The organism is Modestobacter sp. URMC 112 (genome assembly GCF_053502575.1).
Window position 1 is genome coordinate 1,258,126 of record NZ_CP199957.1, and the last position, 25,256, is coordinate 1,283,381.

Below are 25,256 nucleotides of genomic sequence, written 5' to 3' on the forward strand. Positions count from 1 at the left end.
CCGACCGCCGGGAGGCGGACCGACCGGCAACGTACCGCAGCGCGGGGAGGGGCCCGATGACCCGACCCCGCCCGCTGGTGCCCCCGCCCGACGCGGCCGACAGCGTCGGCGTCGTCGGGGAGTTCGGGGTGATCGCCCGAGTGCTCGCCCGGTCGGGAGCGGCCGACCTCGCCGACGTCGGTCCCGGCGACGACGCCGCCGTGCTGCGGGCACCCGACGGCCGGGTGGTGGCCTGCACCGACGTGCTCGTCGAGGGCCGGCACTTCCGCCGGGACTGGTCCTCGGGCGAGGACGTCGGGCACAAGGCCGCGGCCGCGAACCTGGCCGACGTGGCCGCGATGGGCGCCGTCCCCACCGCGCTGCTCGTCGGGCTGGCCTGCCCGCCGGGGACGCCGACGGCCTGGCTGGAGGAGGTCGCCTCCGGGATGGCCGACGAGTGCGCCCGCTTCGGTGCCGCGGTCGTCGGCGGGGACACCGTGGCCAGCGCACCGGACTCCGCCGCCGTCGTCCTGTCGGTCACCGCGCTCGGCGACCTCGGTGGCCGGTCGCCGGTGACCCGCTCGGGGGCGCGAGCCGGCGACGTGGTGGCCGTGGCCGGGCGGCTGGGCTGGTCGGCCTGCGGGCTGGCGGTGCTCCGGCGCGGGTTCGCCAGCCCGATCGCCGCGGTCACCGCGCACCGCCGGCCCACGCCCCCCTACGGGGCCGGGCCGGCGGCCGCCGACGCCGGTGCCACCGCCATGTGCGACACCAGCGACGGCCTGCTCGCCGACACCGGGCACCTCGCCACCGCCAGCGGCGTCCGCATCGACCTGGACCGGGCGGCGCTGACCCGCAGCTTCCTGGAGCCGCCCGGCCCGATGCAGCAGGTGGCCGCCGCGCTGGGCGGGGACCCGATGGCCTGGGTGCTCACCGGCGGGGAGGACCACGCCCTGGTGGCCACGTTCCCCGCGGAGGCCGCCCTGCCGCACGGCTGGGCGGCCGTCGGCCGGGTCGCCGACGGCGCTCCCGGGGTGTGGGTCGACGGCGTCCCCGCCGACGACGTGGCCGCGGCGCTGGGTGCGGGGAGGACCGGGCATGTGCACTTCGGGTGACCGGGCGCCGTCGGAGCAGCGGCCCCGCATCGAGCTGCGGGTGGTCGGCTACGCCGACCCGGTGGCCCAGCACCTCATCGAGCGGGTCCAGCAGGAGTACGTCGTCCGGTACGGCGGCCGCGACGCCGCGGTCGTGGACCCGGCGGAGTTCTCCCCGCCGGCCGGGCTGTTCCTGGTGGCCGAGGTGGACGGGGCGCCGGCGGGCTGCGGGGGATGGCGGGTGCACGCCCCGGGCGTGGCAGAGCTGAAGCGGATGTACGTCGAGCCCGCGTTCCGCCGGCACGGGCTGGCCCGCCGGCTGCTCGCCGCCCTGGAGTCGACGGCCGCGGCGGCCGGGCACCGGCACCTGCTGCTCAACTCGGGTGGCCGCCAGCCGGAGGCCCTGGCGCTGTACGCGCAGGCGGGGTACACACCGGTTCCCGGTTACGGGGTGTACGCCGAGGAACGCGGTGCTGTCTTCCTGGGCAGGGACCTCCCTGCCCCGGGCGAGGAGGAGGACGCATGGGCGTCGTGACCGTGTCGGCGTCGTTCGGCGCCGGTGGCCCGGAGATCGCCACCGCGGTGGCCGAGCGGCTGGGGCTGCCGTTCCACGACCGGGCCATCCCCGTGCTCGTCGCCGGGCGGCTCGGGGTTCCGGTCGCGGAGGCCGAGGCCAACGACGAGACCATCGCCCGGGGGCTGTGGCGGCTGATCACCTCGCTGGGGTCGATGCCCGACCCGGTCGGCGGGGTGCTGCCGGTCTCCACGCTGCCCGACGAGCGGGCTTACCGGGACCAGACCGAGCGCGTGCTCGCCGAGATCGCCGCCGGACCGGGCGGGGTGGTGCTCGGCCGGGCGGCGGCGATGGTGCTGGCCGACCGGCCCGACGCGCTGCACGTCCGGCTGGACGGCCCGCCCGCGGGCCGGCTGGCCGCGGCCAGGGCGCTGCTCGACCTGCCCGAGGACCAGGTCCGGCGGGAGATGGAGGCCGCCGATGCCGCGCGGGTCGCCTACGTCCGGCACTTCTACCGCGCCGACCCGGCGGACGCCCGGCACTACCACCTGGTGGTCGACGCCACGGCGCTGCCGCACGACGTGGTCGTGGACATGGTGGTCGCCGCCGCGCGGGCGCGGGGAGTCGGCGCCGGCTGAGGCACGCGAGTCACCCCGGAGGTCAGCAGACCTCCGGGGTCGTCGAGCACGATCCCGCCGCGTGGCCCCGTCCAGAGGCTCGCCCCGAGCCTGCGAGGGGTGAGGAGGACGGTCAGGCCCCGCTGCAGGGGCCCGCGCCGAGGTACGAGGCGTGGGGGGCAGCGGGGCCCTTCACCCGCGGACGACCTTGCCCGCGCGGATGCAGGAGGTGCAGGCGTTGATGCGGCGGCGGGTGCCCGCGCCGACGACGGCCTTCACGGCCTGGATGTTCGGGTTCCAACGGCGCGGCGTCCGGCGGTGCGAGTGCGACACCGACATACCGAAACCGGGCCCCTTGCCACAGACATCGCACACGGCAGCCACGGCTGATCACTCCCAGAGATTGGTTCAGGATGGCCTGCAGGCCCAGTGCCGGCAGGCCGGGGCGCGCGGCGGTGCGGTCAGCACGGCGCCGTGCGCCCAGGCGAAGCTCCCGACCACTGTAACCGGTCGCCGCCCGGGACGTCGCGCGCCCCCGGTGCCCGGACGGCGTCCCGCGCTCGGCCGGCCGGTCCCGTCGGTGTCCGCAGGTACCCTCCCGCACGTGCTGGAGGCGCTGGACGAGGCCGCGGTCGGCCGGTGGAGCGGCGCCGTGGTCGACGGGCTCGCCCGTGCCCGCACCCGGCTGGACGAGCTGAACGTCTTCCCGGTGCCCGACGGGGACACCGGCACCAACCTGCTGCTCACCGCCGAGGCGGGGCACGCCGCACTCGCCGGGCGCGGCGCCGAGTCGCCGTGGGCGGTGCTGGCCCGCGGCGCGGTGCTGGGCGCCCGCGGCAACTCCGGGGCGATCCTGGCGCAGCTGCTGCGCGGGCTGGCCGACGCGCTGGCCGGCACTCCGGAGGTCGACGGCCGGGCCCTCGCCGACGCGCTCGCCCGCGCCTCGCGGACCGCCTACACCGCGGTCGCCGACCCCGAGGAGGGCACCTTCCTCACCGTCGCCCGGGCCGGGGCTGAGGCCGCCGCGGCCGCGGTCGAGGCCGGCCGCACCGCCCTCGCCGACGTCGTCCGGGCCGCCTCGGACGGCGCGCTCAGCGCCCTGCGGGCCACGCCCGGCCAGCTCGCAGTCCTCCGCGACGCCGGGGTGGTCGACGCCGGGGGCGCCGGCTGGTGCGTGGTGCTCGACGCCCTGGTCGGCACGGTGACCGGGGAGCAGCCGGTCCGCGCGCCGATCGACGGCGACACCCGTCCCGACCACGCGCCGGTCGCGGTCCAGCAGCCGGTCGAGGGCCCCGGCAGCGAGGTCCAGTTCCTGCTGGCCGACTCGACCGAGGACGCCGTCGCCCGCCTGCGGGACCGGCTGGCCGAGCTGGGCGACTGCCTGGTGGTGGTCGGCGTGGACACCCCGGCCGGCCGGGAGTGGAACGTGCACGTCCACGTCGGCGACGTGGGGGCCGCGGTCGAGGCGGCCGTCGTCGCCGGCCGTCCGCACCGCATCTCGGTGACCCCGCTGGCGCCGGTCCGCCCGCCCGCCCCCGCCGCGGGGGTCCGGGCCGTGGTGGCCGTCGCCGCCTCCGCCGGGCTGGCCGGGCTCTTCGCCGGCGAGGGCGTCAGCGTGCTCACCGCCCCGGCCGGCGGGGTCGACGAGGAGGCGCTGCTGGCCGCCGTCCTCGGCAGCGGCGCCGGGCAGGTGGTGCTGCTGCCCAACCACCCCGCCCTGGTCCCGGTCGCGGCGGCGGCCGCCGAGCGCGCCCGCGAGGAGGGCCGGGAGGTCGTCGTCGTGCACACCCGCTCGGCGGTGCAGGGCCTGGCGGCGCTGGCCGTCGCCGACCCCACCCGGCGGCTGGGCGACGAGGCGGTGGCGATGGCCGAGGCCGCGGCCGCGACCCGGTGGGCGGAGGTCAGCCTCGCCGGGCAGGAGGCGCTGACCTCGGCGGGCCGCTGCTCGCCGGGTGACGTGCTCGGCGCGGTCGACGGGGACGTCGTCGTCCTGGGCACCGACCTGACCGCGGTCGGCTGCGAGCTGCTGGACCGGCTGCTGTCCGCCGGGGGCGAGCTGGCCACCGTGGTGGTCGGCGCCGACGACACCGGCGAGCTCACCGGCCTCGGGGACGCCGTCTGCGCCCACCTGTCCGCGGTCCACCCGACCGTCGAGGTGGTCCGCTACGCCGGCGGCCCGGGGGCGGTGCCGCTGCTGATCGGGGTCGAGTGAGCGAGCTCGCGAGCGGACGCAGGGGCAGAGCACGCCGTCAGCTGGCCGACGAGCGCCGGCGAGGAGGTGGATGACGGTGGCGATCTCGATGGACACCCCGCTGGTCAAGGTGGTCGGTCCCAAGACCGCCAAGCCGATGGGCGACCAGCTCGCCCTGCACACCGTGCGCGACCTGCTGCGCCACTACCCGCGCCGGTACGCCCGGCGTGGGGAGATGGCCAAGCTGGACGACCTGGAGGTGGGGGACCGGGTGACCGTGCTGGCCCAGGTCAAGCGGGTCTCCACCCGGAAGATGCAGCGCCGGCACGGCACGCTCACCGAGGTCACCGTCGGCGACGGCGCCGGGAGCATGCGCCTGGTCTTCTTCAACAACCGGCACGCCCACCTGGCGGTGGGGGAGTGGGGCCTGTTCGCCGGCACGGTGGGCAGGTGGCAGGGCGACCTGCAGTTCACCCACCCCGACTGTCACGTGATCACCGGGGACGACGACGACTGGGCCCGCGCCCTCGTGCCGATCTACCCGGCGAGCAAGGACGTCTCCAGCTGGGTCATCCAGAGGTCGGTCAAGCTGCTGCTGGCCGATCCGCACGCGCTGGAGGGCGCGCTCGACGACCCGATCCCCGAGGCGGTCCGCCGCCGGCACGGCCTGGTCACCCTGGCCACCGCGCTGCTGCACAAGCACCGGCCCGAGACGACCGACCAGGTCGACGTGGCCGACGAGCGGCTCAAGTGGGACGAGGCGCTGGTCCTCCAGGCCACGCTGGCCGCCCGCCGCCGGGCGGCGGCCCTGGAGCCGGGCATCGCCCGGCCGCGGCGCAGCGGCGGCCTGCTGGACGCCGTGGACGCGCGGCTGCCGTTCTCGCTCACCGACGGGCAGCGGGAGGTCGGGGAGGAGCTGGCCCGGGAGATCGCCCGGGAGCAGCCGATGAACCGCCTGCTGCAGGGCGAGGTGGGGTCGGGCAAGACGGTGGTGGCGCTGCGGGCGATGGCGCAGGTGGTCGACGCCGGGGGGCAGGCCGCGCTGCTGGCCCCGACCGAGGTGCTCGCCGCCCAGCACGCCCGCAGCCTGGGCGCGGTCCTCGGCCCGCTGGGCCGAGCGGGCGAGCTGGACGGCGACCCGGCCGGCACCCGGGTCGTGCTGCTCACCGGCTCGCAGAAGGCAGCCACCCGCCGCGAGGCCCGCGCCGCGGTCGCCGACGGCAGCGCGGGGATCGTGGTCGGCACCCATGCCCTGCTGCAGCAGGGCGTCGAGTTCGCCGACCTCGGGCTGGTGGTGGTCGACGAGCAGCACCGGTTCGGCGTCGAGCAGCGCGACGCGCTGCGGGCCAAGGGCTCCCGGCCGCCGCACGTGCTGGTGATGACCGCCACGCCGATCCCGCGCACGGTGGCGATGACGGTCTACGGGGACCTGGAGACCTCCACGCTGCGCCAGCTCCCGGCCGGCCGCGGCGGGGTGTCCAGCTCGCTGGTCCCGGCCGGGGAGAAGCCGGCCTGGCTGGACCGGGCCTGGGCGCGGGTGCGCGAGGAGGTCGCCGCCGGCCGGCAGGCCTACGTCGTCTGCCCGCGGATCGGGGACGAGGAGAGTGGTCCGGGCGGGGACGACGACGGTCCGGACGACGCCGACGGCGCACCGCCGGAGGAGACCGGCGGCGGTGACCGGCGCCCACCGCTGGCCGTGCTGGACGTGGCCGAGGGGCTGCGTGCGGGGCCGCTGGCCGCGCTGCGGGTGGAGGTGCTGCACGGCCGGCTGCCGGCCGACGAGAAGGAGGCCCGGATGCGGGCGTTCGGGGCGGGCGAGATCGACGTCCTGGTCGCTACCACCGTCGTCGAGGTCGGCGTCGACGTGCCAAACGCCACCGTGATGGTGGTCATGGACGCCGACCGGTTCGGGGTCAGCCAGCTGCACCAGCTCCGCGGCCGGGTCGCCCGCGGCGCCCATCCGGGGCTGTGCCTGCTGGTCACCGAGGCGTCCTCGTCCTCGGCCACCGGTCAGCGGCTGGCGGCGGTGGCCGCGACCACCGACGGCTTCGAGCTGGCCCGGCTGGACCTGGAGACCCGGCGCGAGGGCGACGTGCTCGGTGCCGCGCAGTCCGGCCGGCGCTCCGGTGTGCGGCTGCTGTCCCTGCTCGACGACGAGGCGCTGATCAGCGAGGCCCGCGCCGAGGCCACCGCGCTGGTGGAGGGCGACCGCGGCCTGGCCGCCCACCCGGAGCTGGCCGCCGCCGTCGCCGCACTGGCCGTGGACGACCGCGCGGACTGGCTGGAGCGGGCGTGAGCACGCGGATCGTGTCCGGGGTGGCGCGCGGGCGGCGGCTGGCGGTGCCGCCGTCGGGGGTGCGGCCGACCGGGGACCGCGCCAAGGAGGGGCTGTTCAACTCGCTGGGCTCGCTGCTCGAGCTCCAGGGGGCCCGGGTGCTGGACCTCTACGCCGGGTCCGGCGCCCTCGGGCTGGAGGCGCTGTCCCGCGGCGCGGCCGAGGTGCTGCTGGTCGAGTCCGGTCCCCGGGTGCTGCCGGTGCTGCGCGCGAACGTCGCCACGGTCGGGCTGCCCGGCGCCCGGGTGATCGGGGCGGCGGTGTCGGCGGTGGTGACCGGCCCGGCTCCGGCCGCGTTCGACCTGGTGCTGGCCGACCCGCCCTACGCCGTCGGCGTCCCGCAGGTGCTCGGCGTGCTGCAGGCGCTCACCGACGGTGGCTGGCTGGCCCCCGAGGCGGTGGTCGTGGTGGAGCGGTCCAGCCGCGAGGAACCCTGGGAATGGCCGACACCCCTGACCGGTGTCCGCGATCGGCGGTACGGCGAGGCGGTGCTCCGGTACGGTCGGGCACCGTGAGGCGCGCGGTCTGTCCCGGCTCGTTCGACCCGGTCACCAACGGCCATGTCGACGTCATCATCCGTGCCGCCGCCCTGTACGACGAGCTGGTCGTGGCGGTGCTGGTCAACCCCGGGAAGGCCGGCCTGTTCGGGGTCGAGGAGCGCATGGCGCTGCTGCGCGAGGCCGTCGTCGACCTGCCCAACGTCACCGTCGACAGCTTCGAGGGGCTGCTGGTCGACTACTGCCGGGCGCACGACGTGCCGGTGATCGTCAAGGGCCTGCGCGCGGTGGGCGACTTCGAGTACGAGCTGCAGATGGCCCAGATGAACCGCGAGCTGGCCGGCGTGGAGACCCTCTTCGTGCCCACCGCTCCCCAGGTCGGCCACCTCTCCTCCAGCCTGGTCAAGCAGATCGCCCGGTTCGGCGGCGACGTGTCCTCGCTGGTGCCCAAGGGCGTCAACGACCGGCTGGTGGCCCAGGGGCAGGGCCGGCGCGGGTGATCGAGCTCGCGAGGTCACGCAAGGGCGCAGCACGTCCCGGCACGTGCCTGACGAGCGCCGGCGAGGAGGGCACGTGACGGAGGTCGTGTACCGGCTGTACGAGACGGTCGACGAGCTGACCACGGTCATCGAGAACGCCCGCAGCGTGCCGATGTCCAGCTCCTGCATGGTGCCGCGCGACCACCTGCTCGACCTGCTCGACGAGCTGCGCGAGTCGCTGCCGGAGGAGGTGCAGCAGGCCGGCGCGATCGTCGAGCAGCGCACCGAGATCCTGCAGCAGGCCCAGGCCGAGGCCGAGCGGCTCACCGGCCGGACCCGCAGCGAGACCGAGCAGGTCATCGGCTCCGCGCGGCGCCAGCGCGACGAGCTGATCGGCACCGCCCGCCGGCAGCGTGACGAGCTCATCGCCGCCGCGCAGGCCGAGGTCGACGCGCTGCTGGCCGAGGCCGAGGCCGAGGCGGCAGCGCTGGTGGCCGACGGGCAGCGCCGGCGCGAGCAGCTGATCGCCGACGGCGAGGAGCGCTACGCCGAGCTGGTCGCCGCCGGCCAGGAGGAGCACGACCGGCTGGTCACCGAGACCGAGGTGTACCGCGGCGCGGTCAGCCGGGCCGACGAGCTCGGCGCGCAGACCGTCGCCGAGGTGGCGCAGATGCGCGCCGAGGTCGACGAGTACGTCGACAGCCGGCTGGCCGACTTCGGGAACACGCTGGCCCACATGTCGCGTTCGGTCGACAAGGCGCGGGACAACCTGCGTCACCCCTGACCGGGCCCCGGTCAGGGAGGCGCGGCGACGCGATCGGGTAGGCTGCAGTCTCTGCCCGGTCGCTGACGCCCCCACCCGCTGGGGTCCCGCGCCGGTCACCCCCACTGCCGACAACGAGTACCGACATGCCTGCTGCCTCTTCGCCCCGCCACGGTGCCCCGTCCACGGACGTCCGGCGCCCCGCCGCCGACCCCTGGAGGTTCGACCTCCGGGAACTCGGCCGGCAGGCCGGGTCCATGCGCGAGTGGGACGTGACCCTGCCCGCCCCCGAGCGCTGGGGGCTGGAGATGATCGCCGTCCCCGAGGGTGCCCCGCTGCACCTGCAGCTGCGGATGGAGGCGGTGATGGAGGGCGTGCTCGTCTCCGGGCAGGTCGAGGCCCCGGTGTCCGGGCAGTGCGCCCGCTGCCTGGAGCCGGTCGCCGACACCCTCCAGCTCGACGTCCAGGAGCTGTACGCCTACGCCGGCAGCACCACCGAGGCCACCAGCGAGGAGGACGAGGTGCGCCGGATCGAGGGTGACCACCTCGACCTCGCCCCGCTGGTCCGGGACGCCGTCGTCCTCACCCTGCCGCTGTCCCCGACCTGCACCCCGGACTGCGCCGGGCTGTGCGTGGACTGCGGCGAGCGGCTCGACGACCTGCCGGCCGACCACTCGCACGAGGTCATCGACCCCCGGTGGGCCGGCCTGGCCGCCCGCCTGGCGGAAGAGCCCGACACGACCGACAGCGCGGAGGGACCCCGACCGGGGTCCGCTCGCACCAACCCAGAGGAGATCTGACCGTGGCCGTCCCGAAGAGGAAGATGTCCCGGAGCAACACCCGCTCCCGTCGGTCGCAGTGGAAGGCCAGCGCCCCCACCCTGACCCCGTGCCCCAACCGGGCCTGCGGCGAGCTCAAGCCCCCGCACCAGGCGTGCCCGACCTGCGGCCAGCACGACGGCCGTCAGGTCCTGGCGGTCTGACCGCCGCACAGGTACTCCCGGCGTGGCTCGTGCGACCCCTCCGGCGGTGTCCCCGGGCGGCCAGTCCGCTCCCGGGGACGCCGCCGGACGCCTGCCCGCCGGTCCGCAGGTGATCGGCCCGGAGCACGCCGCACGCGCGGCCGCCTGGCTGAGGGACGCCCTGGGCGTCGAGCTCCCGGCCGACCTGCTCACCCTGACGCTGACCCACCGGTCCTACGCCTACGAGAACGGCGGGCTGCCGACCAACGAGCGCCTGGAGTTCCTCGGGGACTCGGTGCTCGGACTGGTGGTCACCGACGAGCTCTACCGCAGCCACCCCCGGCTGGCCGAGGGGCAGCTGGCGAAGCTGCGCGCCTCGGTGGTCAACATGACGTCCCTGGCCAAGGTCGCCCGTTCCCTGGGGGACGGCGGCATCGGCCCGCACCTCCTGCTGGGCCGCGGCGAGCAGACCACCGGCGGCCGGGAGAAGGACTCGATCCTGGCCGACGCCCTCGAGGCGCTGCTGGGCGCGGTGCACCTGGAGCTCGGGCTGGACGCCGCCGCCGCGCTGGTCCACCGGCTGTTCGACCCGCTGCTGGCCGAGTCCGCCACCCGCGGGGCCGCCCTGGACTGGAAGACGAGCCTGCAGGAGCTCGGCGCCGCGCAGGGGCTGGGCCCCCCGGTGTACGACGTGCAGGACGACGGCCCCGACCACGCCAAGACCTTCACCGCCGCGGTGATGCTGGGCGGGACGGTCCACGGCCGCGGCACCGGCCGCACGAAGAAGGCCGCCGAGCAGGAGGCCGCCGAGACGGCCTGGCGCGCGCTCACCACCGAGGCCTGACCGGTGCCCGAGCTGCCCGAGGTCGAGGTGGTCCGGCGAGGGCTGGAGCGCTGGGTGGCCGGCCGCACCATCGCCCAGGTCGAGGTGCACCACCCGCGGGCCGTCCGGCGGCACCTGGCCGGCACCGAGGCCTTCGTCGGCACCCTCACCGGGGCGACCGTCGCCGCGGCGCACCGCCGCGGCAAGTACCTGTGGCTGCCGCTCACCGCGCCCGACGGCACCCCGGCGGGCGCCACCCTGGTCGCGCACCTGGGCATGAGCGGCCAGCTGCTGGTGGAGAAGCCCGACGAGCCCGACGAGGTGCACCTGCGCGCCCGGTTCCGGTTCACCGACGGCGGCCGCGAGCTGCGCTTCGTCGACCAGCGGACCTTCGGCGGCCTGTCGGTCGAGGAGGCGGCACCCGACGCCGCGGGCGACGGCCTGCCCCCGCGGCTGGCGCACATCGCCGTCGACCCGCTGGACCCCGGCTTCGACGACACGGCCTTCGGAGCCGCGCTGCGCCGGCGCCGCACCGAGGTCAAGCGGGCGCTGCTGGACCAGACGCTGATCGGCGGGGTGGGCAACGTCTACGCCGACGAGTCGCTGTGGCGGGCCCGGCTGCACGGCGCCCGGCCCACCGACCGGCTCACCCGCCCGCAGGTCGCCGCCCTGCTCGAGGGGATCCGGGACGTGCTGGGCGAGGCGCTGGCCCAGGGCGGCACCTCCTTCGACTCCCTCTACGTCGACGTCAACGGCCAGAGCGGCTACTTCTCCCGGTTCCTGGCCGTCTACGGCCAGGAGGACCGGCCCTGCCCCCGCTGCGGCACGCCCGTGGTCCGGGAGTCCTTCATGAACCGGTCGAGCTACAGCTGCCCCCGCTGCCAGCCCCGGCCACGGATCCGCAGCGCACGGTGACCGGACGGGTGGAGGTCACCGCCTGGGTGTCCGGGCGCGTGCAGGGGGTCGGCTACCGCGCGTTCGTCGTCCGGGAGGCCCGCCGGCTGGGCCTGGCCGGGTCGGCCACCAACCTCGTGGACGGCCGGGTCGAGGTCCGCGCCGTCGGACCCGCCGAGGACGTCGGTGCGCTGGTGAGCGCGCTGTCCGGCCCGGCCGCGCCCGGGCGGGTGACCGGGGTCGAGGTGGGTCCGGAGAGGGCCGCCGGAGCCGGCGACGGGGACGCTCCCTTCACGCAGGGGTGACGAAGACGACACGTCCCCGACACGGGGGAGTCGCCCGCGAGACGTTGACCGGGGTCCCCTCGGGTGTCACCCTGAGTGGACCCCACCCCGCGCAGACCGCTCCCCGGCGGTGCCACGTGGTACCTCCTGCACTCGGAAAGGCCGCTCAAGCCATGGCGAAGGCCCTGTTCGGTTCCGTCGTAGCTCCGCACGAGCTTCGAGCAGCCGAGGAGAACGCTGCCCTGCGGGCCCGGGTGCGACGCCTCGAGGAGCAGCTGGCGGTGCTCCAGGCCGAGCGCGACGCGGCCATCGCCCGCGAGCTCCTCGGCATGGCCGAGGAGCCCGCCGCCCCCGCCCTGGCCACCACCTCCGCATAATCAGTCCTGCCCTGTATGGCCCCGTCCGGAGGCTCGCCGCGAGCGTGCGAGTGGTGAGGGGGACGGGGTCCTGTATCTGTCGAGCCTGACGCTCAAGGGCTTCAAGTCCTTCGCGTCGACGACGACGTTGCGGCTGGAGCCGGGGATCACCGCCGTCGTGGGCCCCAACGGCTCGGGCAAGTCCAACGTCGTCGACGCCATCGCCTGGGTGCTGGGCGAGCAGGGCGCCAAGACGCTGCGCGGCGGCAAGATGGAGGACGTCGTCTTCGCCGGCACCGCCGGTCGCCCGGCCCTGGGCCGGGCCGAGGTGAGCCTGACCATCGACAACACCGACGGCGCGCTGCCGATCGAGTACACCGAGGTGTCGATCACCCGCCGGATGTACCGCTCCGGTGAGAGCGAGTACGAGATCAACGGCGACAAGGTGCGCCTGCTCGACGTCCAGGAGCTGCTCAGCGACTCCGGCATCGGCCGGGAGATGCACGTCATCGTCGGCCAGGGGCAGCTCGACGCCGTCCTGTCCGGGCGCCCCGAGGACCGGCGGGCCTTCATCGAGGAGGCGGCCGGCGTCCTCAAGCACCGCAAGCGCAAGGAGAAGGCCCTCCGCAAGCTCGATGCGATGCAGGCCAACCTGGACCGGCTGGGCGACCTGACCGCGGAACTCCGGCGCCAGCTCAAGCCGCTGGGCCGGCAGGCCGAGGTCGCCCGCCGGGCCGCCGGGGTGCAGGCCGACCTGCGCGACGCCCGGCTGCGGCTGCTGGCCGACGACCTGGTCGCGCTGCGGGACGCGCTGGACCGGGACATCGCCGACGAGAGCGCCGCCCGGGCCCGCCGGGCCGTGGTCGAGGCCGCCCTCGGCGAGGCCGCCACCAGCGAGTCGACGCTGGAGACCCAGCTGGCCGCCGACGCGCCCCGGCTGGCCACCGCCCAGGACACCTGGTTCCGGCTGTCCACCCTGGCCGAACGGTTCCGCAGCGTCGCGCAGCTCGCCGCCGAGCGGCACCGCCACCTCACCGCGCCCGTGCCGGCCGGCGCGCCCGGCCGGGACCCCGACCAGCTGGACGCCGAGGCCGACCGGGTCACCGCGACCGAACGCGAGCTGGCCGACAACCTGACCGCCGAGCGCGCCCGGGCGGCCGCCGCCGGCGCCGCCCGCGCCGAGCTGGAGCAGGCGCTGGCCGAGGCCGAGCGGGCTCTGGTGGCCGCCGCCCGGGCGCTGGCGGACCGGCGCGAGCAGCTCGCCCGGCTGTCCGGGCAGGTCGCTGCCGGGCGGTCCCGGGCGGCCGCCGGCCGCGCCGAGATCGAACGGCTGGCCGCCGCCGCGGACGAGGCCACCGGGCGGGCCGACGCGGCCGCCGAGCGGCTGGCCGCCCGGCGCAGCGCGGTCGAGGAGTCCGACGGCGACGTCGAGCTGGCCACCGCGCACGCCGACGCCGTCACCGCGCACACCGCCGCCGTCCGCCGGGTCACCGAGCTCGCCGACGCCGAGCGTGCCGCCGAGCGCGACCGCGCCGGCTGGCAGGCCCGCCGGGACGCCCTGGCCCTCGGCCTGGCCCCGGCCGACGGCGCCGCCGCCGTGCTGGCCGGCGGCCTCCCCGGCGTGCTCGGCCCGGTGGCCGACCGGCTCGGCGTGCAGGCCGGCGACGAGGTCGCGGTGGCCGCGGCGCTGGGGAGGGCGGCCGACGCCGTCGTCGTCTCCGGGGTCGAGGCGGCAGCGGCCGCCCTGGAGCACCTCGCCGGGGCCGGGGGAGGGCGGGCCGGGCTGCTGGTTACCGGTGGCCTCCCGCCGGTGGGCCGGGAGGGCTGGCCGGAGCTGCCCACCGATGCCCGCTGGGCACTGGACCTCCTCGACGCCCCGCCGGAGCTCGGCCCGGCGCTCGCCCGGGCGCTGGAGCGGGTCGCCGTCGTGGCCGACCTGCCGGCGGCTGTCGCGCTGCTGCGAGTCCACCCGCGGGTGCGTGCGGTCACCGCCGACGGGGACCTGCTGGGCGCCGACTGGGCCAGCGGCGGGCAGCGCGACGCCCCGTCCGGGCTGGAGGTGCGCGCCCGGGTCGACGAGGCCACCGCCGAGCTGTCGCAGGCCACCGCACGCGCCGCCCGGCTGGCCGAGGACCTCGCCGCCGCGCGCCAGGCTGCCGCCGACCGGTCCGCCGACGTCGAGTCGGCGCTGGCCGCCCGGCAGGCCGGTGAGCGCAGCCGGTCGGTGGTCGCCGCGGAGCTCGCCGAGCTGGGCGCCGCCGCCCGCTCCGCGGTGGCCGAGGCCGAGCGGCTGCAGGCCGCGCGGGTCCGCGCCGAGCAGGCCCTGGAGCAGGCCGGCGCCGGGCTGTCGGACCTGGAACGCCGGTTGGCCGACGCCGAGGCGGCGCCGGTGCCCGAGGAGCCGGCCACCGACGAGCGCGACCGGCTGCGGGCCGGCGCCACCACGGCCCGGCAGACCGAGACCGAGGCCCGGCTGGCGGTGCGCACCGCCGAGGAGCGCGCCCGGTCGCTGTCCGGCCGGGCGGAGTCGCTGCGCCGGCAGGCCCGCCAGGAACGGGCCGCCCGCGAACGGGCCGCGGCCGCCCGGCTCGCCCGCGAGCGCGGGGCCCGGGTCGCCGCCGGTGTCCGGGCCGGCGCCGAGACGGCGCTGGCGGCCCTGGCGACGTCGTCGTCCCGGGCCGCCGCCGAGCGGGACGCCCTGGCGTCCGCACGCACCGCCCGGGAGGCCCAGCTGCTCGCCGTCCGCGTCCGGGTGCGCGAGCACACCGCCGAGCTCGACCGGCTCACCGACGAGGTGCACCGCGACGAGGTGGCCCGCGCCGAGCAGCGGCTGCGGATCGAGGCGCTGGAGGCCCGCGCGGCAGAGGAGTACGGCGTCGACCTGCCCACCCTGCTCGCCGAGTACGGACCGGCCGCCGCGGTGCCGCCGACCCGAGCGGAGTCGGCGGCCGCCGCGGCGGCGGGGGAGCCGGAGCCGCCACCGGCGGCCTACGACCGGGCGACCCAGGAACGCCGCGCAGCCCGGGCGGAGCGCGACCTGGCCACCCTGGGGAAGGTCAACCCGCTGGCGCTGGAGGAGTTCGCCGCGCTGGAGGAGCGGCACACCTTCCTGGCCACCCAGTTCGAGGACCTCAAATCCACCCGCCGCGACCTGCTCACCGTCGTCCGGGAGGTCGACGCCCGCATCCACGAGGTGTTCGCGGCGGCCTTCGCAGACACGCAACGCGAGTTCACCGAGGTCTTCGCCACCCTGTTCCCCGGCGGCGAGGGGCGCATCGTCCTGACCGACCCCGAGGACCTGCTGACCACCGGCGTCGAGGTCGAGGCCCGCCCGGCGGGCAAGAAGGTGAAGCGGCTGTCGCTGCTGTCGGGCGGGGAACGGTCGCTGACCGCGGTCGCGCTGCTGGTGGCGATCTTCCGCGCCCGCCCGTCGCCGTTCTACGTGCTCGACGAGGTCGAGGCGGCCCTGGACGACGTCAACCTGGGCCGGTTGCTGACGCTGATCGAGCAGCTGCGCGACACGTCCCAGCTGATCGTCATCACCCACCAGAAGCGGACGATGGAGATCGCCGACGCCCTCTACGGGGTCAGCATGCGGGGCGACGGCATCACCGGGGTGATCAGCCAGCGCCTACGGGACCCCCAACCGGCCTGAGGCCCCGGGAGGGGGCCACTACACCCCGGAGGTGATCTCCAGGTCGACCAGCAGCGGGTTGTGGTCCGAGCAGTCCGCCCCGTCGAGCACCTGCGCGTCCCGCACCGCGACCCCGGACGACACCCACACCTGGTCGATCCGCACCCGGGGGTGCCGGGCCGGGTGGGTCAGGCCCTGGTCCGCGCGCAGTGACCAGCGGCCGGCCTGGTCGCTGCGCGCCCGGGCGAGCTGCCAGGCGTCGGTGAAGCGCTCCCGGAGGACGTCCAGCTCGGGGGCCCCCGCGTCCGCGTTGAGGTCCCCGACCAGGACGCCGGTCTCCATCGGCTCGTCGTGCAGACCGGCGAGGGTGGCGGCCTGGGCGGCACGGTCGGCGTCGGACCCGGGGCTCAGGTGCGTGGTGGTGACCCACAGGGCGCCGCCGTCGAGCTCCACCAGCGTGCGCAGCGCGCTGCGCGGCTCACCGCCGCCGGGCAGCGGGTGCACGTCGCTGATCAGGATGGGCAGCCGGGAGAGCAGCGCGTTGCCGTACTGCTGCCGGTCCCCGCCCGGGCCGGGCGTCGGGCGGTCGATCGCCGGACCCCAGGCCAGCTGCATGTCCAGCGCCCGGGACAGCAGCAGCCCCTGGTCGACGTGCTCGCTGCGCTCGCCGTAGTGCCGGTCGACCTCCTGCAGGCAGATGACGTCGGCATCGGTGTCCGCCAGCAGCCGGGCCAGCCGGGGGAGGTCGTGCCGGCCGTCCCGGCCCACGCCGTGGTGGACGTTGAAGCTCAGCAGCCGGACCGGGATCGGTGGCTGGTCAGGACCGGGGGCGGGCTTGGTCACCGGCCCAGCTTCCCGGATGCCCCGCTCCCCGGACGACCCCGGCCCCTCCCGCCGCCGGGTCAGGCCAGCTCGGTGTCCAGCACCTGGTCGAAGCGGTCCCGGCCGGCCTCGTCCCGGCTGGTGGCGAACAGCCGGAAGCGGGCGTCGCCCGCGTCCAGGACCAGCTCGCCCAGCTCGTTGCCGAAGAACGGGCCGGCCTGCTTGCGCCACTGGAGGCCGGTGGACTCCACCCGGCTCACGGCGCGCAGCAGCCCGGTGACCCCCCGGGCCCACCGGCTCCAACCGATCTTGAACCCGATCTCGATGGCGTGCGGTGCCTGGTTGTGCAGCGGGGACACCGTCAGCTGGTGCACCCGGGTGGTCAGGTCGCCGGGCTGGACGAGCTCGGCGGCGTACGCGTGGTGCACGTCGCCGGAGAGCACCATGGCGGTCGCCGGTGCCGGCCCGTACTCCCCGCGCGCGAGGGAGATGAGGACGCGGCCGAGGCGCTCGAAGGACTGCCCGAAGGCGGCCCAGTGCTCGAGGTCGGCGGCCTGGCGCAGCTTGTCCGACAGCCGGCCCAGCGGCTTCCCGGCGTGCCGGGAGGTCAGCGTCTCGTTCCACCGCTCGATGTCGTGGACGGCGTGCGGCAGCAGCCAGGGGAGCGACGTCCCGATCAGCACGTGCTGCACCCCGTCGGACACCGCCTGCTGGACGGCGGCCTCCACCCAGTCGAACTCGTCGTCGTCGACGATCTTCCGGTCGCCCTCGGTCAGCACCCGGCCGGCGCGGCTGTCGATCATGATCAGCCGGGTCGAGCCCCAGTGCCGCACGTAGCTCCACCGCACCGTCTGCGGCTCGGCGTCGGCGGCGCGGGCCATCTGGTCGAGCATCGGACCGGCGTCGTCGTCGTCCTCGCCGAGTCGGCAGATCGCCTGCCAGACCTCGTTCTTCTCCAGCTCCTGGGGGGAGAGGTTGCCCAGGTGCTGGTAGACCCAGTAGCTGGTCAGTCCCCCGGTGATGCGCTGCTGCCACCAGTCGGTGCGGGTGACCTCGGCCCGCCAGGCCTCCGAGGTGTTCCAGTCGTCGATCATCTCGTGGTCGTCGAAGATCATCGACGACGGGACCGTGGACAGCAGCCACCGCACCTGCGGATCACCCCAGGACTCGGCGTAGAGCCGGCTGTACTCCTCGTAGTCGCTGACCTGGTCGCCGGGCGGCTGGTCCAGGTCGCGGCGGGACGCCAGCCACGCGTGCGTCCCCGGGGTGATCTCGTCGGCGTAGACCTGGTCGCCCAGCATCACCAACGCGTCCGGCCACTCCTCCTCCGGGGTGGCGACGATCTGGGTGGCGTAGCCGTCCAGCGCGTCCGGCGCGATGCCGTCCCGCACGTCGACCGTGGAGGGGGTCGCGTACCGGCAGGAGCCGAACGCCAGCCGGAACGCGCGGTCCTGCCCGACGGTGCGGATCCGGCTCGGCGGGAAGTCCGAGTGGGCCTGCGGCCACACCCGGTGCCCGTCCAGGTGCACCTCGTAGGGGGTCGAGCTCCCCGGCTCCAGGTCCTCGACGAGCACCAGCGCGTAGTGGTGGCCCTGCACGCGGAACGTGCGGGCCCGGCGGCCGAGCACCGTCACCTCGCAGGCGCGGTCGGTCTCCACCCAGATGGTCGCCGAGACGGGGTCGACGTGGCGCAGCAGGGGTCCGAGCAGGAGCAACGGGGTCGTGCCGGCGGTCTCGGGCATGCCCCACAGCGTGACGCACCAGGCCAGGCGCCGCCCAGTGCGGGGTGTGCGGCGGCTGGGAGGATGGGGGTCATGGAGTTCGTGCTGATCGCGATCGCGATCCTCGTGGTGGCCCTGCTGGCCGGGATCAGTCTGCTGGTGAACCGGGGGCGACGGACCACCCGGCTGGACTCCGACGCCGCGGCCGGGACCACGCTCACCCGGCCGCGCCCGCCCCAGCCGACCACCGACACCGAGCCCGCGCCGGGACCCAGCCCCACCTCGGGGGCGACCGCCGCCGACCTCTACACCGGTCCGCCCGCCCCGCCGGCGCCCCCGGTGGAGCTGCCGCCTGCCCAGCCCGAGCCCGGCCTGGTCTTCGAGACCCCGCTGCCCTCGGCCGGCCGGCTGGTCCGGCTCCGGTCGCGGCTCGCGCGGTCCCAGTCCTCCCTGGGCCGGGGACTGCTCACCGTGCTCGCCCGGGAGAAGCTCACCGAGGACGACTGGGAGGAGGTCGAGGAGACCCTGCTCGCCGCCGACGTCGGCGTCGCGGCCACCACCCAGATCGTCCAGCGGCTGCGCACCCAGAGCCTGGTGCTGGCCACCGCGTCGGGCGCCGAGCTGCGCGAGCTGCTGGTCCGTGAGCTCACCGCCGTCCTCGGGCCCGACCTGGACCGCCGCCTGGCCACCGACCGGCACGGCGGCCTGCCCGCCGTCGTCCTGGTGGTCGGGGTCAACGGCGCCGGCAAGACGACGACGGTCGGCAAGATCGCCCGGGCCCTGGTCGGCGACGGCAAGAGCGTGGTGCTCGGTGCGGCCGACACCTTCCGCGCCGCCGCGGCCGACCAGCTGGAGACCTGGGGCGAGCGGGTCGGTGTGCTGACCGTGCGCGGCCGCGAGGGCGGGGACCCGGCGTCGGTCGCGTTCGAGGCGGTCCGCACCGGCGCCGAGGGCGAGGTGGACGCCGTCCTGATCGACACCGCCGGGCGGTTGCACACCAAGTCCGGGCTGATGGACGAGCTGGGCAAGGTCAAGCGGGTGGTGGAGAAGCAGGCCCCGGTCGGCGAGGTGCTGCTGGTGCTGGACGCCACCACCGGGCAGAACGGCGTCGTCCAGGCGCGGGTGTTCACCGAGGCCGTGACCGTCACCGGCATCGTGCTGACCAAGCTGGACGGCACCGCGAAGGGCGGCATCGTGGTCTCGGTGCAGCGCGAGCTGGGCATCCCGGTGAAGCTGATCGGGCTGGGGGAGGGGCCGGACGACCTGGCGCCGTTCGAGCCGGAGGCCTTCGCCGAGGCGATCGTCGGCTGACGCCGGCGGAGCATCGAGCGCGCGCCCCGCGCGCCGTCGTGCGCCGAGGGCTGCCTCGGACCCGCCGAGGCAGCCCTCCGCGCACAGCGGACGGCGTCAGCCGGGCAGGACGTCCTGGAGCGGGACCAGCTTGTAGTTCTGGCCTCCCTCGTTGACGCCGTCCTGGGCCACGAACAGCCCCGCGGGGAACGACGGGCCCAGGGCGGCCGTGGTGACGTCGATCCCGTCGGTCTTCTCCGCCCCGTCGATCCCGCCCGGCGACCCGTCGCTGATCCGGAACGAGCCCACGTAGGCGTGCTCCCCCTCGCGCCGGTAGACGGCGTAGGAGTCGTTGCCCTGGCTGGAGGCGATCAGGTAGCCGGTGCCGCCGTTCCCGTAGGTCAGCGCGAGCCCCTCCACGTTGGAGACCAGCGGACCCGACGGTGAGACCTCGACGACCAGCGTGCCGGTGGTCCCGGCGTCCGGCTCGGCGCCGAACTGCCAGATGCCCCGCTCCTCCTCCCCGAGGTAGAGGTCACCGAGCTCGTCGTCGGCCACGCACCCCTCGGTCTGCGACCCCACGCCGAAGGAGCGGACCCGTGTCCCGGCGACCCGGCCGGACCCGTCGTCGGCCAGCTCCCACTGCTCGACCTCGCCGTCCTTGCTGTTGACGAAGGCGTGCACCCGGCCGGTCGAGGCACTGCGGTACAGGCAGGACCCGTAGACCTCCAGGTCGGGCCGGATGGGGCCGGCCGCGACGTCCCGCAGCGAGCGGGTCCCGGGGTCCAGCTCGAAGACGTCGATGGTGTTGGTGGTGCGGTTCCCGGCGACGACCAGGACGACCGGGCGGCCCTGCAGCGTCATGCCGTTCTCCGCGGGACGGACGTCGACGTTGTTCTCCTCGCCGGTCGGCAGGTACTGCAGCTGCTGCCCGGCCAGGTCGTAGACGGCCAGCCCGCCCTTCTTGTCGGTGCCGATGACCACGCTGCGCGACGGGTCGGCGGGGTCGACCCACACGGCCGGGTCGTCGGCGGCGTCACCGCTGTGCGGCACGGGCACGGTCTCGACGGTGGCCACGACCTCCGGGTTGATCACGGCCGCCGCGGCCGGGACCACCTGGGCCTCGGCTCTCGGCTCGGCCGCGGAGCAGCCGCCCAGCAGCAGCGCGCTGCAGAGGAGCGGTACGAAGGAAGTGGTGGCGTTCGGTCGGGACCTGCCCATGGCGACCATCGTGGCGTGCCGCCGGAGGGGTCGGGAGGCCCGACGCCGGATTCACCCCACGGCGCGCGGGTCGAACCCGAACGGCAGCTCCAGACGGTGAGCGGTCAACAGCTCCGTGTCGGCGAGCAGGTCCCGGGTGGGGCCGTCGGCGACGACGACCCCACCGTCGAGCACGACCGAGCGCGGGCACAGCTGCAGGGCGTACGGCAGGTCGTGGGTGACCATCAGCAGGGTCACCGGCAGGGCCTGCAGCACCTCGGCCAGCTCCCGGCGGCCGGCCGGGTCCAGGTTGGACGACGGCTCGTCGAGCACCAGCACCTCGGGCCGCATGGACAGCACCGTGGCCACCGCGACCCGCCGGCGCTGGCCGAAGGACAGGTGGTGCGGGGCGCGGTCGGCGGCGTCGGCCATGTCGACGGCGGCCAGCGCGTCCGCGACCCGGCGGGCGACCTCCGGTTCGGGCAGCCCCAGGTTGCGCGGACCGAACGCGACGTCCTCGCCGACGGTGGGCATGAACAGCTGGTCGTCGGGGTCCTGGAACACCAGCCCGACCCGGCGCCGGACCTCGCCGAGGTCGCGCCCCCCGACGGGCAGGCCGGCGACCGTGACCCGGCCCCGCCCGCCGCGCAGGATGCCGTTGAGGTGCAGCACCAGGGTGGTCTTGCCCGCGCCGTTGGGCCCCAGGACGGCGACCCGCTCGCCGGCCTCGACGCGCAGGTCCACCCCGAAGAGCGCCTGGTGCCCGTCGTGGTAGGCGAAGGCGAGGTCCTCGACCAGCAGGGAGGGCGGCGGGCCCGGGGCGGCGCTCACCCGGTCAGCGCCCCGGCCGCCAGCACGCCGGCGGCCGCGAGCGGCAGGCTCAGCGCCGTCGCCCAGGACCGGCTCCCGGCCGCGGCGACCGGCCCGGTGGGCAGGCGACCGCTGTAGCCGCGGGACAGCATCGCCAGGTGCACCCGCTCGCCGCGCTCGTAGGAGCGGATGAACAGCGACCCCGCCGCGGGGCCGAGCACGCGCAGCGCGCCCAGGTGCCGGGCCCGGAACCCGCGGGACTCCCGGGCCACCCGCATCCGGCGCAGCTCGCCCCCGACCACGTCGGCGTAGCGGATCATGAACATCAGGATCTGAACGAGGACCTGGGGGAGCCGCAGCCGCTCCAGGCCGTGCACCAGGGCGCGGGGCTCGGTGGTGGCGGCCAGCAGCGTGGCGGCGAGCACCGACAGGGTCGCCTTGGCCAGCAGCCCGCCGCCGACCGCGAGGCCGCCGGCGGACACCGACAGCCCGAGGACCTCGGTGCGCGGTCCGCGGGAGACGAAGACCAGCAGCACCGCGAAGGCGACGAAGGGCAGCTCGACGGCCATCCCGCGGAGCAGCCGGCCGGGGCGTACCCGGGCGACCGCGGCGACCCCGGCGAGCAGCGCCAGGAAGCCCAGGTAGGCCGCCGGCGCCCAGCCGGCGTGCACCGGCGTGGCGACGACCACCAGGGCGAAGCCCAGGACGGCGACCAGTTTCAGGTGCGCGTCGAGGCGGTGCACCGGGGTGGTCCCCGGCCGGTAGCCGGCCGACAGCACGCCCCAGCCGTGTCCCGCGCCCACCTCAGTCCCGGCCGGTGGGCAGCCGCCCGGCGGGAGCCTCCTCGGCGTCCGCGCGGGAGGCAGCGTCGGAGGCGGGGGCGCGGCGGCGCAGCAGCAGGGTCAGCCCGCCGGCGAGCGCGAGCACGAGCAGGACGCCGACCACCCCGGCCAGCCCGCCGGACAGCCGGCCGTCGGACACCCCGGCGACGCCGTAGTCGGCCAGCGGCGAGTCCGCGGCGGCGCTGTCCCGGGCGGTGTCGGCGAACCCGCTGCGCTCGGCGGCGGACTCCAGCCCGTCCGGGGAGCTGCTGGCGTACCAGCTGCCCACCCCGGCGACGAGCAGCGTGACGAGCAGCCCGGCGAGGACGAAGCCGGTGGTGCGGCGCCGGGAGGCGGTCACCGGGCGTCCGCGGGCACCGGACGGGCCGGCACCGGAGCCGCGCGGGGCGCCAGCACCAGCTCGCGCCGCAGGTGCCCGGCGCCGCGCACCAGGTCCGGCCGGACGGCGAGGACCGCGCTGAGCACCGCCACGGTGATGGCGGCCTCGCCCAGCCCGATCAGCAGGTGCACCCCGGCCATGGTGGCCGCGACCGTGCCCACCGCCACGTCGGCGACCCCGCCCACGCTGAACAGGCCGACGAACACCAGCGCCGCGACCGGCACGGAGAGGAACGCCCCCACCCCCGCAGCGGCGAGGACCCCTCCGCGGGTGCGCGGCAGCACCGCGGTCAGCGCCCGGAAGGCGCCGTAGCCCACGGCGACGGCGACCAGGGCGAGCAGCGTGACGTTGGTGCCCAGCGCGGTCAGCCCGCCGTCGGCGAACACCAGGGCCTGCACCATCAGGACGACGGTCATGCACAGCACCGCCGTCCAGGGGCCGACGAGGACGGCGGTGAGGGCGCCGCCGACGAGGTGGCCGCTGGTGCCCGCGGCGACGGGGAAGTTCATCATCTGCACGGCGAAGACGAAGGCGGCGGTCAGGCCGGCCATCGGCGCCGTCCGCTCGTCCAGCTCGCGGCGCGCGCCCCGCAGGGCCACGGCGACGCCGGCGACGGCGACCGCGGCGGTGGCCGCGGAGGTGGCGGGGTCCAGGAACCCGTCAGGCACGTGCACGCGGGACCTCCGGGGAGGGGTGGTCGCCCGGGGCCGGGCGTCGGTTGCGGACACCCTATTGCAGGTCGCTCGCAGTTGCACACCACTTGCAACAAGCGGGACGCGTGTGGTGCGCGTCACCCAGCGGAGTCCTCCGGGCGGCCCGCAACACGACTGGAACACCGGGGACCGACACGCGGGGCGGTGTTCACCGCCGGGAAACACGTCCGCACCGCCTCCGGAAACACCAGGTCGGCACCGTGGTCCCTGCTCGTCACCGCCCAGCGCGGCGACGTCCCGGCTGCAGCCACCGGACAGCCGGACCGCCCACCGCGTGGCCCCGCCACGACCACACTCCAGGAGGTTGCCGTGGACACCGGCGACACCGCCTGGGTACTGATCAGCGCCGCCCTGGTGCTGCTGATGACCCCGGGCCTCGCACTCTTCTACGGCGGCATGGTCCGCGCGAAGAGCGTGCTGAACATGATGATGATGAGCTTCGGGGCCCTGGCGCTGATCAGCGTGCTCTGGGTGCTCTACGGCTACTCGATGGCCTTCGGCGACGACGTCGGCATGGGCCTGCTCGGCTCGCCCACCGAGTTCTTCGGCCTGTCCGGCCTGATCGGCACCGAAGGTCTGGACAGCGGCTTCGCCGCCAGCAACCTGGTCTTCACCGTCCCGTCGCTGGCCTTCGTCGGCTTCCAGGGCGTGTTCGCGATCCTCACGGTCGCGCTGATCTCCGGCGCGATCGCCGACCGGGCCCGCTTCGGGCCGTGGCTGCTCTTCGCCGGCATCTGGGCGACCGTCGTCTACTTCCCGGTCGCGCACTGGGTGTTCGCCTTCGACGGCGCCGAGTCCGAGACCGGCGGCTGGATCGCCAACGACCTGCTGGCCATCGACTTCGCCGGCGGGACGGCCGTGCACATCAACGCCGGCGCCGCGGGCCTGGCCCTCGCACTGGTGCTCGGCCGCCGGCGCGGGTTCGGCCGCGACCCCATGCGGCCGCACAACCTCCCGCTGGTGATGGCCGGCGCCGGGCTGCTGTGGTTCGGCTGGTTCGGCTTCAACGCAGGCTCCGCCCTCTCGGCCAACGGCCAGGCCGCCGAGGTCTTCGTGACCACCCTGGTGGCCACCGGCGCCGCGGCGCTGGGCTGGCTGCTGACCGAGAAGCTCCGCGACGGCCACGCCACCTCGCTGGGCGGCGCCTCCGGTGTCGTGGCCGGCCTGGTCGCGATCACCCCCGCCTGCTCGTCGGTGACCCCGATCGGCGCCATCGTCATCGGCCTGGTCGCCGGCGTGCTGTGCGCCCTGGCGGTCGGCCTGAAGTACCGGCTCGGCTACGACGACTCGCTCGACGTGGTCGGCGTCCACCTGGTCGGGGGTCTGTGGGGCACCGTCGCGGTCGGGCTGTTCGCCTCCGCCGCGACCACGGCCGGGGTCGACGGCCTCTTCTACGGCGGCGGGGTCGACCAGCTCTGGCGTCAGGTCGTGGGTGCGGTCGCCGTCCTGGGGTACTCCTTCGTCCTGACGCTGGTCATCGGCTTCGCGATCTCGCGGACCGTGGGCTTCCGGATCACCGAGGAGGACGAGGTGGCCGGCATCGACGGTGTCGAGCACGCTGAGACCGGCTACGACCTCGCCTCGCTCGGCGGCGGGAGCGGCCCATCACCCGCCGGCCAGGCGCACGCCCCGTCACCGCACCTGGCCCGCACCACCGAAGGAGCGACCCGGGCATGAAGCTCGTCACCGCGATCGTCAAGCCGTTCAAGCTCGACGACGTCAAGAACGCCCTCGAGCTGATCGGCATCGCCGGCCTCACGGTCAGCGAGGTCCAGGGCTTCGGCCGTCAGCGCGGGCACACCGAGGTCTACCGCGGTGCGGAGTACCAGGTGGACTTCGTCCCGAAGGTGCGCATCGAGGTGGTCGTCAGCGAGTTGGACGCCGCCCGGGTGGTGGACGCCGTGGTCGAGTCGGCCTCCACCGGCCAGATCGGCGACGGCAAGGTCTGGGTCACCACGATCGACGAGGTCGTCCGCGTCCGCACCGGTGAGCGGGGAGCCGACGCGCTCTGAAGAAGGACCCTCCTGCCCCCCGCTGCTCGCACGCTCGCGGCGGGACCCT

Annotated in this window: 26 protein-coding genes; 18 read left to right on the top strand and 8 right to left on the bottom strand. The window is 76.1% G+C overall.

Annotation, left to right across the window (positions count from 1 at the left end):
- The first annotated feature begins 56 nt into the window (after positions 1 to 56).
- From ACWIX6_RS06000 to ACWIX6_RS06010, 3 genes are read left to right on the top strand one after another with little or no spacing between them, the layout of a single operon-like run.
- Positions 57 to 1,091 (top strand): thiamine-phosphate kinase, encoded by a 1,035-nt coding sequence (locus ACWIX6_RS06000; protein WP_448615930.1) that lies wholly within the window; start codon positions 57 to 59, stop codon positions 1,089 to 1,091.
- Positions 1,075 to 1,605 (top strand): GNAT family N-acetyltransferase, encoded by a 531-nt coding sequence (locus ACWIX6_RS06005; RefSeq protein ID WP_448615931.1) that lies wholly within the window; start codon positions 1,075 to 1,077, stop codon positions 1,603 to 1,605. Before ACWIX6_RS06000 ends, ACWIX6_RS06005 begins: the two co-directional genes overlap by 17 nt.
- A complete protein-coding gene (locus tag ACWIX6_RS06010) occupies positions 1,593 to 2,222 on the top strand; it encodes a cytidylate kinase-like family protein (RefSeq protein ID WP_448615932.1) in 630 nt (209 codons plus the stop codon). Before ACWIX6_RS06005 ends, ACWIX6_RS06010 begins: the two co-directional genes overlap by 13 nt.
- 171 nt (positions 2,223 to 2,393) lie before the next feature.
- On the opposite strand, the gene rpmB is transcribed toward ACWIX6_RS06010, so the two are convergent.
- On the bottom strand, positions 2,394 to 2,585 hold the full coding sequence (gene rpmB, locus ACWIX6_RS06015; RefSeq protein ID WP_091537495.1) for a 50S ribosomal protein L28: 192 nt from the start codon (positions 2,583 to 2,585) through the stop codon (positions 2,394 to 2,396).
- A gap of 220 nt (positions 2,586 to 2,805) precedes the next feature.
- Here rpmB and ACWIX6_RS06020 point away from each other — a divergent pair, with 220 nt between their 5' ends.
- From ACWIX6_RS06020 to smc, 12 genes are all read left to right on the top strand, one after another.
- Entirely contained in the window at positions 2,806 to 4,413 is a 1,608-nt protein-coding gene (locus ACWIX6_RS06020) for a DAK2 domain-containing protein (RefSeq protein ID WP_448615933.1), read from the top strand.
- Between the two features lie 70 nt (positions 4,414 to 4,483).
- A complete protein-coding gene (gene recG / locus ACWIX6_RS06025; protein ID WP_448615934.1) occupies positions 4,484 to 6,688 on the top strand; it encodes an ATP-dependent DNA helicase RecG in 2,205 nt (734 codons plus the stop codon).
- Complete coding sequence (gene rsmD / locus ACWIX6_RS06030; protein ID WP_448615935.1) at positions 6,685 to 7,242, top strand: 16S rRNA (guanine(966)-N(2))-methyltransferase RsmD; 558 nt, start codon at positions 6,685 to 6,687, stop codon at positions 7,240 to 7,242. The genes recG and rsmD overlap by 4 nt, the downstream gene beginning before the upstream one ends.
- Positions 7,239 to 7,724: a pantetheine-phosphate adenylyltransferase gene (coaD, locus tag ACWIX6_RS06035; RefSeq protein WP_448615936.1), complete on the top strand. Its 486-nt coding sequence runs from the start codon at positions 7,239 to 7,241 to the stop codon at positions 7,722 to 7,724. The genes rsmD and coaD overlap by 4 nt, the downstream gene beginning before the upstream one ends.
- Positions 7,725 to 7,797: 73 nt before the next feature.
- Complete coding sequence (locus tag ACWIX6_RS06040; RefSeq protein WP_448615937.1) at positions 7,798 to 8,487, top strand: hypothetical protein; 690 nt, start codon at positions 7,798 to 7,800, stop codon at positions 8,485 to 8,487.
- 236 nt (positions 8,488 to 8,723) lie between these two features.
- Complete coding sequence (locus ACWIX6_RS06045; protein WP_448615938.1) at positions 8,724 to 9,266, top strand: YceD family protein; 543 nt, start codon at positions 8,724 to 8,726, stop codon at positions 9,264 to 9,266.
- 2 nt (positions 9,267 to 9,268) lie between these two features.
- Positions 9,269 to 9,448 (top strand): 50S ribosomal protein L32, encoded by a 180-nt coding sequence (gene rpmF, locus ACWIX6_RS06050; protein WP_222049252.1) that lies wholly within the window; start codon positions 9,269 to 9,271, stop codon positions 9,446 to 9,448.
- A 22-nt stretch (positions 9,449 to 9,470) separates the two neighbouring features.
- A complete protein-coding gene (gene rnc / locus ACWIX6_RS06055) occupies positions 9,471 to 10,271 on the top strand; it encodes a ribonuclease III (RefSeq protein WP_448615939.1) in 801 nt (266 codons plus the stop codon).
- 3 nt (positions 10,272 to 10,274) lie between these two features.
- A complete protein-coding gene (mutM, locus tag ACWIX6_RS06060) occupies positions 10,275 to 11,165 on the top strand; it encodes a bifunctional DNA-formamidopyrimidine glycosylase/DNA-(apurinic or apyrimidinic site) lyase (protein ID WP_448615940.1) in 891 nt (296 codons plus the stop codon).
- Positions 11,162 to 11,449 (top strand): acylphosphatase, encoded by a 288-nt coding sequence (locus ACWIX6_RS06065; RefSeq protein WP_448615941.1) that lies wholly within the window; start codon positions 11,162 to 11,164, stop codon positions 11,447 to 11,449. Before mutM ends, ACWIX6_RS06065 begins: the two co-directional genes overlap by 4 nt.
- Before the next feature lie 152 nt (positions 11,450 to 11,601).
- Positions 11,602 to 11,805: a hypothetical protein gene (locus ACWIX6_RS06070; protein WP_448615942.1), complete on the top strand. Its 204-nt coding sequence runs from the start codon at positions 11,602 to 11,604 to the stop codon at positions 11,803 to 11,805.
- A gap of 85 nt (positions 11,806 to 11,890) precedes the next feature.
- Positions 11,891 to 15,439, top strand: a complete 3,549-nt coding sequence (smc, locus tag ACWIX6_RS06075) for a chromosome segregation protein SMC (RefSeq protein ID WP_448616979.1) — start codon at positions 11,891 to 11,893, stop codon at positions 15,437 to 15,439.
- Between the two features lie 18 nt (positions 15,440 to 15,457).
- Here smc and ACWIX6_RS06080 read toward each other — a convergent pair whose 3' ends face one another.
- Together ACWIX6_RS06080 and ACWIX6_RS06085 are read right to left on the bottom strand one after the other, a co-directional pair.
- Positions 15,458 to 16,261: an endonuclease/exonuclease/phosphatase family protein gene (locus tag ACWIX6_RS06080; protein ID WP_448615943.1), complete on the bottom strand. Its 804-nt coding sequence runs from the start codon at positions 16,259 to 16,261 to the stop codon at positions 15,458 to 15,460.
- A gap of 59 nt (positions 16,262 to 16,320) precedes the next feature.
- Entirely contained in the window at positions 16,321 to 17,982 is a 1,662-nt protein-coding gene (locus tag ACWIX6_RS06085) for an alkaline phosphatase D family protein (protein ID WP_448615944.1), read from the bottom strand.
- A gap of 72 nt (positions 17,983 to 18,054) precedes the next feature.
- On the opposite strand from ACWIX6_RS06085, the gene ftsY reads away from it, so the two are divergent.
- Positions 18,055 to 19,272 (top strand): signal recognition particle-docking protein FtsY, encoded by a 1,218-nt coding sequence (ftsY, locus tag ACWIX6_RS06090; RefSeq protein WP_448615945.1) that lies wholly within the window; start codon positions 18,055 to 18,057, stop codon positions 19,270 to 19,272.
- Positions 19,273 to 19,368: 96 nt separating this feature from the next.
- Here ftsY and ACWIX6_RS06095 read toward each other — a convergent pair whose 3' ends face one another.
- The 5 genes from ACWIX6_RS06095 to ACWIX6_RS06115 are packed head-to-tail and all read right to left on the bottom strand — an operon-like array spanning position 19,369 to position 23,156.
- A complete protein-coding gene (locus tag ACWIX6_RS06095) occupies positions 19,369 to 20,472 on the bottom strand; it encodes a phytase (protein ID WP_448615946.1) in 1,104 nt (367 codons plus the stop codon).
- 51 nt (positions 20,473 to 20,523) lie between these two features.
- The gene (locus ACWIX6_RS06100; RefSeq protein ID WP_448615947.1) at positions 20,524 to 21,282 is read right to left on the bottom strand and encodes an energy-coupling factor ABC transporter ATP-binding protein; all 759 of its coding nucleotides are present in this window, start codon (positions 21,280 to 21,282) and stop codon (positions 20,524 to 20,526) included.
- Positions 21,279 to 22,064 (bottom strand): cobalt ECF transporter T component CbiQ, encoded by a 786-nt coding sequence (gene cbiQ / locus ACWIX6_RS06105; RefSeq protein ID WP_448615948.1) that lies wholly within the window; start codon positions 22,062 to 22,064, stop codon positions 21,279 to 21,281. Before cbiQ ends, ACWIX6_RS06100 begins: the two co-directional genes overlap by 4 nt.
- A gap of 1 nt (position 22,065) precedes the next feature.
- Positions 22,066 to 22,443, bottom strand: coding sequence for a PDGLE domain-containing protein (locus tag ACWIX6_RS06110; protein WP_448615949.1), 378 nt, complete (start codon positions 22,441 to 22,443; stop codon positions 22,066 to 22,068).
- A complete protein-coding gene (locus ACWIX6_RS06115; RefSeq protein WP_448615950.1) occupies positions 22,440 to 23,156 on the bottom strand; it encodes an energy-coupling factor ABC transporter permease in 717 nt (238 codons plus the stop codon). The genes ACWIX6_RS06110 and ACWIX6_RS06115 overlap by 4 nt, the downstream gene beginning before the upstream one ends.
- Positions 23,157 to 23,504: 348 nt before the next feature.
- Between ACWIX6_RS06115 and ACWIX6_RS06120 the strand changes: the two genes are divergently transcribed.
- Positions 23,505 to 24,872, top strand: coding sequence for an ammonium transporter (locus tag ACWIX6_RS06120; RefSeq protein WP_448615951.1), 1,368 nt, complete (start codon positions 23,505 to 23,507; stop codon positions 24,870 to 24,872).
- A complete protein-coding gene (locus ACWIX6_RS06125) occupies positions 24,869 to 25,207 on the top strand; it encodes a P-II family nitrogen regulator (RefSeq protein WP_110552495.1) in 339 nt (112 codons plus the stop codon). The genes ACWIX6_RS06120 and ACWIX6_RS06125 overlap by 4 nt, the downstream gene beginning before the upstream one ends.
- Positions 25,208 to 25,256: the final 49 nt, after the last annotated feature.

What these genes read in the sequence shown, in the direction of transcription:
- recG (WP_448615934.1), top strand. Translation starts at nt 4,484, where the DNA reads ATGACGGTGGCGATCTCGATGGACACCCCGCTGGTCAAGGTGGTCGGT.
- ACWIX6_RS06005 (WP_448615931.1), top strand. Translation starts at nt 1,075, where the DNA reads ATGTGCACTTCGGGTGACCGGGCGCCGTCGGAGCAGCGGCCCCGCATC.
- ACWIX6_RS06010 (WP_448615932.1), top strand. Translation starts at nt 1,593, where the DNA reads ATGGGCGTCGTGACCGTGTCGGCGTCGTTCGGCGCCGGTGGCCCGGAG.
- ACWIX6_RS06045 (WP_448615938.1), top strand. Translation starts at nt 8,724, where the DNA reads ATGCGCGAGTGGGACGTGACCCTGCCCGCCCCCGAGCGCTGGGGGCTG.
- ACWIX6_RS06000 (WP_448615930.1), top strand. Translation starts at nt 57, where the DNA reads ATGACCCGACCCCGCCCGCTGGTGCCCCCGCCCGACGCGGCCGACAGC.
- ACWIX6_RS06095 (WP_448615946.1), bottom strand. Translation starts at nt 20,472, where the DNA reads ATGGGCAGGTCCCGACCGAACGCCACCACTTCCTTCGTACCGCTCCTC.
- ACWIX6_RS06085 (WP_448615944.1), bottom strand. Translation starts at nt 17,982, where the DNA reads ATGCCCGAGACCGCCGGCACGACCCCGTTGCTCCTGCTCGGACCCCTG.
- ACWIX6_RS06125 (WP_110552495.1), top strand. Translation starts at nt 24,869, where the DNA reads ATGAAGCTCGTCACCGCGATCGTCAAGCCGTTCAAGCTCGACGACGTC.
- ftsY (WP_448615945.1), top strand. Translation starts at nt 18,055, where the DNA reads ATGGAGTTCGTGCTGATCGCGATCGCGATCCTCGTGGTGGCCCTGCTG.
- ACWIX6_RS06070 (WP_448615942.1), top strand. Translation starts at nt 11,602, where the DNA reads ATGGCGAAGGCCCTGTTCGGTTCCGTCGTAGCTCCGCACGAGCTTCGA.